The following is a 6,823-nucleotide window of genomic DNA, read 5'->3' as shown; positions in this document are numbered from 1 at the left end:
CGGTCGGCTGGGCCCGCATTTGTGTATACGACCCCGCCCCTGGGCAGCGGCCGCCGAACTGGCCCGCCTGGTGCCGCGCACGGCGACCGGCGGTTTCGTCCGCTGTGGGCGCGGCGCGTCCTGGGCGTCGCGAGGCGGGCGGGACTTTCGCGACACGCCCTAGATGCCCTGCCAGTCGGGCTTGTTCGCGAAGGTGTGCCGGAAGTAGTCCGCGAGCTTCAGCTCGGACGCCGCCGCCTCGTCCACGACGACCGTGGCGTGCGGGTGGAGCTGGAGTGCCGAGGCCGGGCACACCGCGGCGACCGGACCCTCCACGGTCGCGGCGACCGCGTCGGCCTTGCCCTCACCGGTGGCGAGCAGCACCAGGTGCCGGGCCTCCAGGATCGTACCGATGCCCTGCGTGATGACGTGGTGCGGCACCTGCTCGATGTCGCCGCCGAAGAACCGCGCGTTGTCGACCCGGGTCTGTTCGGTCAGCGTCTTGATCCGGGTCCGCGAGGCGAGCGAGGAGCACGGCTCGTTGAAGCCGATGTGCCCGTCCGTCCCGATCCCGAGGATCTGCAGGTCGACCCCGCCGGCCGAGGCCAGTGCCCTGTCGTACGCCAGACAGGCGGCCTGGACGTCCGGCGCCGCGCCGTCCGGTCCCATGAACGCGGCCATGTCCAGCCCCAGCGGTTCGAGCACCTCGCGCCGGAGCACCGACCGATAGGACTCGGGGTGGTCGGCGGGGAGTCCCACGTACTCGTCGAGCTGCGCGATCCGGGCCCGTGAGGCGTCCACGTCGCCGGAGCCGACCCGCGCCGCCAGCGCCTCGTAGATGGGCAGCGGGGTCGAGCCGGTGGCCACGCCGAGCAGGGCGTCGGGCTTGCGCCGCAGCAGCTGCGCCATGGCCTCGGCGATCAGCTCGCCGCCCGCCTTGGCGTCCGGAACGATGACAACTTCCACGCTGGGCCTGCCGATCTGGGGAGGGGCTCGCCGGGAACCGAAGGGAACACGTGTGGTGTAGACCAATCTAGCAAAGATGGGCGGCCCGTGGTCGTGGGTGAACCCGCGCGCCGACCGGGATCCGGACGTGATCCGAAAGGGGCGAGGGAGGAGCGGGAGGGGAGGGGGGTGGGTGAGGACAGGGAGGTGGGGGCGGGGTCGCAGGGCGTGTCCCCTCGCGCCGCGGCGGCCGGCGTGGGCTCACCTCCGCGGCCCCGGCGCACGGCCCTGCCCCGCCCGCGAGCCGGTGATCACCGTCAGTCACGCTCCCGGTTCCCGGACAGGGTCGGCACGGCAACCCGTCCGGCCCCGCCCATGGCCGGAACCGGCCCCCGCCGGGGGGCGAAGCGGGCTAGTCTTCATGGTGGATGTCGTGGGATGTTCGATGAAGTGACAACAACAAACATCCGTCGGCTCATGGACGCGAGAACGTGGTCTAGTCCACAATGTTCGAGTAGGGCGTCCGTGGCCCACAGCGTCACCGCGTCAACTGAACAAGCCTCCGTCCTCCCCGCACAGGAGGACGGACCGAGGAACCGGCGCTCTCTGCCCTGACTGCTCCGGCTCCTCTCCATCGGCCGACCGGGACCGCACAGCCCACGGCCGTTGCTGCTCCGGGCTGCGGTGCCGGGAGGGTTGAGGGTCCCTCCCAGGCGCCGCGGCCCGCGGGTGTTTTCGGACCGGGCCCGAACCCCCGGGTACGCTCGCACATGTGCCCTCCATGAACGACCTCGTACGCCAGCACACCGCTCTCGGTGCCTCCGATCTCGAGTGGCTGCATCTGCTGGTCTCGGAGTGGCAGTTGCTCTCCGACCTCTCCTTCGCCGACCTCGTGCTGTGGGTCCCCACCCGGGACGGCACCCGCTACGTCTCGGTGGCGCAGATGCGCCCCAACACCGGTCCGACCTCGTACCAGGACGACATGGTGGGCCATCTGGTCCCGCGGGGCCGCCGTCCGCTGCTGGACGCCGCGCTCGACGAGGGGCGCATCGTGCGCGAGGGCGACCCCGAATGGCGCGAGGAGGTGCCGGTGCGGGTCGAGTCCATTCCGGTACGGCGGGAGGGGCGCGTCCTCGGCGTCATCGCGCGCAACACCAACCTCCTCACGGTGCGCACCCCGAGCCGGCTGGAGCTGACGTATCTCCAGAGCGCCTCCGACCTCGCCCAGATGATCGCGGCCGGCTCCTTCCCGTTCCCCGACCAGCAGGTCGACATGGACGCCTCGCCGCGCGTGGGCGACGGACTGATCCGTCTGGACGCGGACGGCATCGTGCAGTACGCCTCGCCGAACGCGCTGTCCGCGTACCACCGGCTGGGCCTCGCCTCCGACCTGGTGGGCCACAACCTCGGCGTGACCACCTCCGAACTCGCCCCGTCCCGCGGGCCGGTGGACGAGGCGCTGGCCAAGGTCGCGAGCGGCTGGGCGCCCCGCGAGTTCGAGATCGAGAGCGCCGAAGGGGTGATCCAGCTGCGGGCGATCCCGCTGAAGCCCAAGGGCACCCGGGTCGGTTCCCTCGTACTGCTGCGCGACGTCACCGAACTGCGCCGCCGTGAGCGGGAGTTGATCACCAAGGACGCGACCATCCGGGAGATCCACCACCGGGTCAAGAACAACCTCCAGACGGTGGCGGCACTGCTGCGGCTGCAGGCCAGGCGCATCGAGTCGGAGCGCGGCCGGGAGGCCCTGGAGGAAGCCGTACGGCGGGTCGGGTCGATCGCGATCGTGCATGAGACGCTGTCTCAGAACCTGGACGAACGGGTGGAGTTCGACGAGATCGCCGACCGGGTGCTCGCGATGGTCGCCGAGATCTCGCCGGGCAAGGTCACCGGCCGGCGCACCGGCCGCTTCGGGGTGCTGGACGCGGAGGTCGCGACGCCGCTCTCCATGGTCCTCACCGAGATTCTGCAGAACGCGCTGGAGCACGGCTTCCGCGAGGGCGACCGGGGCACGGTCGAGGTCTCGGCGGTCCGGGGCGGCACCACCAAGGAGACCCGGCTGCTGGTCACGGTCCAGGACGACGGGGTCGGTCTCCCGGAGGGCTTCGACCCGCACCGCTCGGGCAACCTCGGTCTGCAGATCGTACGGACCCTGGTGGAGGGCGAGTTGGGCGGCACGTTCGACATGGTGGCGGCCCCCGAGCGCGGCACGCAGGTCATCCTGGACATTCCGGTGCGGGCGAGCAAGTAGGACGCGACCGCGTCCCGGCGCGCGGGACGGCAGGGCGAGGGCGCAGCACGAAGGCCCCGGACCGAAAGGTCCGGGGCCTTCGCTACGTGGCGATGGGGGTACCCCCTGCTCGAACGCGGTCGAGGATTCGGGGGGAGCATCGGGGGTACTGCGCGCTGCGGCTCGGGGGCGGGAGATGCGTACGCGCTGTACGCGCCGCCAAGCTCAGGCTCGTTGCGGGGTGGGGTGTCAGGCGGTGGCCTGACGAGCCCGGTTGCGGGCGGCGCGGCGCTTCATCGCACGACGCTCGTCCTCGCTGAGACCACCCCAGACGCCGGAGTCCTGGCCGGACTCGAGCGCCCACTGCAGGCACTGCTCCATGACGGGGCAGCGGCGGCAGACGGCCTTGGCTTCCTCGATCTGCAGCAGCGCAGGACCGGTGTTGCCGATGGGGAAGAAGAGCTCGGGGTCTTCCTCGCGGCAAACGGCGTTGTGACGCCAGTCCATGGCTGCTACCTCTCCTTGGTATTACATGCACGGTGCTTGTGAATGTGAACGCTTTCACGAATCCCTCAACAAGTGAAGGGCCGACTACCAGACGGACTGGTGTGGTCCTGTGATTTGAGGAGGGGTTCTGGCGCTCTGTGGGGCCGATGTTGCGGGCCGTCCCGAGCGCCACGTAGAGACTCGCAAACCTCAGCGGCGGATACAACCCCTTCTGGAAAGTTTTTTTTGATTCCTCGGTGTCGACTAGGTCACAGCCGTACTTCCATGGGGTGGACCCTGGTCTAAACGTTCGAGTGAAAGGACTTTGCGGCCTTCCACTCACACAATCACACGCAGTGCACGGCGTACGCCTGTGAACGTCACGCTCGTACGCAGCCCCAGGTGGTCGCCGTCCATCTGAAGGGGGAGCGGCACCTTCGAATGCAAGGTGAAGTCGGTCAGGTCATGCAGGGACAGGGCGTGCTTTCCGTGCGGACCGCGCTCGGGGGACGAAGTGAGCAACTGGGTGGCATACCGGGCGGCCGATGCCGTCGACATGCGGTTGAGGCCGAGTACGTCGAGTCCGGTATCGAACGAAGCCTTAGGTGAGGCGTACACCGGACGATTGCCGAGAAACGTCCACGGCGAGGTGTTGCAGATGATGGACAGGACGAGATCGGTGACCGGGTCCTCGCCGGGGCGGTCCAGGGTGATCGTTCCGTGCCTGCGGTGAGGTTCGTCCAGAAACTGACGTGCCACTTGGCGCAAATACAGGGCGTGCGTGGAGCGCTTGCCGCGCTCCCGCTGCTGCTCTACCCGGCCGATCACCCCGGCGTCGAAGCCGAGTCCCGCGCAGAACGTGAACCAGCGGGAGGGGACGGACTCGTCCTCGGTGCCGGGGGTGCCCGCCGCGAGACCGAGGCCGACCGTGCGTTCGCGGTTCTCCCGCAGCGCGTCCAGCAGGGCGCCGGTGGCCTCCACCGCGTCGTTGGGCAGGCCGAGGGCGCGGGCGAAGACATTGGTGGAGCCGCCGGGGACCACCGCGAGGCGGGGCAGGCGGTCCAGTTCGGGGCCCCTGTGCAGCAGGCCGTTCACCACTTCGTTGACGGTGCCGTCGCCGCCGAGTGCGACGACCAGTTCTATGTCCTCGCCCTCCGCGGCCTGCCGGCCCAGGTCCCGGGCGTGTCCGCGGTACTCGGTGGTGACCACTTCGAGCTTCATCTCGCTCGCCAACGCGTGGATCAAGACGTCGCGCGTACGCGCACTTGTGGTGGTTGCTGCCGGATTGACCACGAGAAGTGCACGCATGCGATGCAGCGTACCTACCGTGCGGTACTCGTCCCAGACCGAGGTAGGGATCCGGTAAGAGATAGGGGCGTGAGTCTCGACACGGGGAGAGACGGCGCGAACGGGGTACGGCGCCCGGCGGGCGGTGGTGAAGCGGGCGGTGATAGCCACGCGGTGAGAGGCGGGGCGCGGGGCGGCGGGGCACGTCGGGCAGGACGCGCCGGCCGTGGTGTGTCAGGGCTGCCGGGATTCCTCGGCGCCGCCGGGGCCGCGGATGCCCAGCGCCGCCGTCGTCGACGGGTTCACGAGCAGGACCAGTGCCGCGACGGAGACCACGGCCAGGACGATGCCCGCCGGGATGGCGAGGCTGTCGGCCCGCAGCAGGTTGTAGGCGACGGGCAGGGCCAGGATCTGGGTGATGACCGCGGGCCCCCGGCTCCACCTGCGGCGCAGCAGGAGCCCGCGCGCGGCCAGCAGGGGCAGCAGCGCGAGGACGATCAGCGTCACGCCGCCCGTGACGGCCCCGCGCCGGTCGTCGGGGGATCCGGTGAGCCCCTGCACGATCAGGTAGACGCCTCCCGCGGCCAGGGCGAGCCCCTCCAGCGCGGCCAGCGCCGCCGCGGCGGTCAGCCGTCCGGGGCGGGGCTCCGCGGCGGACGTGTCGGGGGCGGGGGTCTGCTCAGCGCTCACCCCTGAAGGGTAGCCCTCGACCTCTGGCGTACGACCGGACCCCGGCGTACGCCGGCCTCGGACCGTGCCCGGCCGCGGCCCCGCCCCACGGGGTGGGCTACTCCTCGACCAGCAGCTTTTCGCGGAGCTGGGCGAGGGTGCGGGCCAGAAGACGGGAGACGTGCATCTGGGAGATGCCGACCTCCTGGGCGATCTGCGACTGCGTCATGTTGCCGAAGAAGCGAAGGAGGAGGATCCGCTTCTCCCGCGGCGGAAGGTCCTCCAGCAGCGGCTTCAGCGACTCCCGGTACTCGACGCCCTCCAGGGCCTCGTCCTCGGCGCCGAGCGTGTCGGCGACGGCCGGGGACTCGTCGTCCGTGTCGGGAACGTCCAGGGACAGCGTGGAGTACGCGTTCGCGGACTCCAGGCCCTCCAGGACCTCTTCCTCCGAGATGGCCAGCTTCTCGGCGAGTTCGTGGACCGTGGGGGAACGGCCGTGCTGCTGGGAGAGCTCCGCGGTCGCCGTGGTGAGCGCGAGGCGCAGTTCCTGGAGGCGGCGCGGGACGCGGACCGCCCAGCCCTTGTCGCGGAAGTGCCGCTTGATCTCGCCGACGACCGTGGGGGTCGCGTACGTCGAGAACTCGACGCCGCGCTCCGGGTCGAACCGGTCGACCGACTTGATCAGACCGATGGTGGCGACCTGGGTCAGGTCGTCCAGCGGCTCCCCGCGGTTGCGGAAGCGGCGTGCGAGGTGCTCGACGAGCGGGAGGTGCATGCGGACCAGCTGGTTGCGCAGCTCCGCGTACTCGGCGCTGCCGTCCGGCAGCTTGCGCAGCTCGATGAACATCGCCCGTGCCCCGCTGCGGTCCTGCGGGTCCTTGGGGTCGTGCTGGATGTGCTGGACGCTCGGCCCGTGCTGAGTGGCCTGCGCGCTCTGCACGTTCTGCGCACCTGTCTTGTCGTGTTGTTCTTGCTCGCTCATAGTCCCGCCCGTCACCAGCCGCCGCCCTTCCGAGGACGTGCTCCGCGCGGCACCCTCCGGATCCCGTTGCCCGTCGTCCCGGCCGGGGAGCTTCTCCTGTCCGTCCTCGTGGACCGGCGCGTCCCCCGCGTGCTCGGCTTCGTGCGGGGCGGGGGGGGGGCCCCCCCCGGGGGGGGGGGCGGGGGCCCGGGGGGGGCGGGGCCCGACGGGGGGGCCCGGGACGCCCCCCCCCCCCCCCCCCCGCGCGG

At 71.0% G+C, this 6,823-nt stretch carries 6 protein-coding genes; 1 reads left to right on the top strand and 5 read right to left on the bottom strand.

Annotated features, from left to right (window positions below; all coding sequences use genetic code 11):
• Nucleotides 1–159 precede the first annotated feature (159 nt).
• Nucleotides 160–945, bottom strand: coding sequence for a glucosamine-6-phosphate deaminase (nagB, locus tag ACFV2J_RS17440; RefSeq protein WP_385083421.1), 786 nt, complete (start codon nt 943–945; stop codon nt 160–162).
• A gap of 760 nt (nt 946–1,705) precedes the next feature.
• On the opposite strand from nagB, the gene ACFV2J_RS17435 reads away from it, so the two are divergent.
• A complete protein-coding gene (locus ACFV2J_RS17435) occupies nt 1,706–3,172 on the top strand; it encodes a sensor histidine kinase (RefSeq protein WP_385083422.1) in 1,467 nt (488 codons plus the stop codon).
• A 228-nt stretch (nt 3,173–3,400) separates the two neighbouring features.
• Here ACFV2J_RS17435 and ACFV2J_RS17430 read toward each other — a convergent pair whose 3' ends face one another.
• The 4 genes from ACFV2J_RS17430 to ACFV2J_RS17415 form a co-directional block, all read right to left on the bottom strand.
• Complete coding sequence (locus tag ACFV2J_RS17430) at nt 3,401–3,658, bottom strand: WhiB family transcriptional regulator (RefSeq protein WP_006380970.1); 258 nt, start codon at nt 3,656–3,658, stop codon at nt 3,401–3,403.
• Nucleotides 3,659–3,976: 318 nt separating this feature from the next.
• Nucleotides 3,977–4,945, bottom strand: coding sequence for a diacylglycerol/lipid kinase family protein (locus tag ACFV2J_RS17425; protein ID WP_385083420.1), 969 nt, complete (start codon nt 4,943–4,945; stop codon nt 3,977–3,979).
• 213 nt (nt 4,946–5,158) lie between these two features.
• Nucleotides 5,159–5,614, bottom strand: a complete 456-nt coding sequence (locus ACFV2J_RS17420; protein WP_385083419.1) for a hypothetical protein — start codon at nt 5,612–5,614, stop codon at nt 5,159–5,161.
• 97 nt (nt 5,615–5,711) lie between these two features.
• The coding region (locus tag ACFV2J_RS17415; RefSeq protein ID WP_385439392.1) for an RNA polymerase sigma factor SigF at nt 5,712–6,823 on the bottom strand (1,112 nt) is incomplete at its 5' end.

It is taken from the genome of Streptomyces sp. NPDC059668, assembly GCF_042734135.1.
GTDB lineage: Bacteria > Actinomycetota > Actinomycetes > Streptomycetales > Streptomycetaceae > Streptomyces.
Note: the sequence above shows the minus strand (reverse complement) of the source record. Positions and strands in the feature narration are given on the sequence as shown.

What these genes read in the sequence shown, in the direction of transcription:
- ACFV2J_RS17425 (WP_385083420.1), bottom strand. Translation starts at nt 4,945, where the DNA reads ATGCGTGCACTTCTCGTGGTCAATCCGGCAGCAACCACCACAAGTGCG.
- ACFV2J_RS17435 (WP_385083422.1), top strand. Translation starts at nt 1,706, where the DNA reads ATGAACGACCTCGTACGCCAGCACACCGCTCTCGGTGCCTCCGATCTC.
- ACFV2J_RS17430 (WP_006380970.1), bottom strand. Translation starts at nt 3,658, where the DNA reads ATGGACTGGCGTCACAACGCCGTTTGCCGCGAGGAAGACCCCGAGCTC.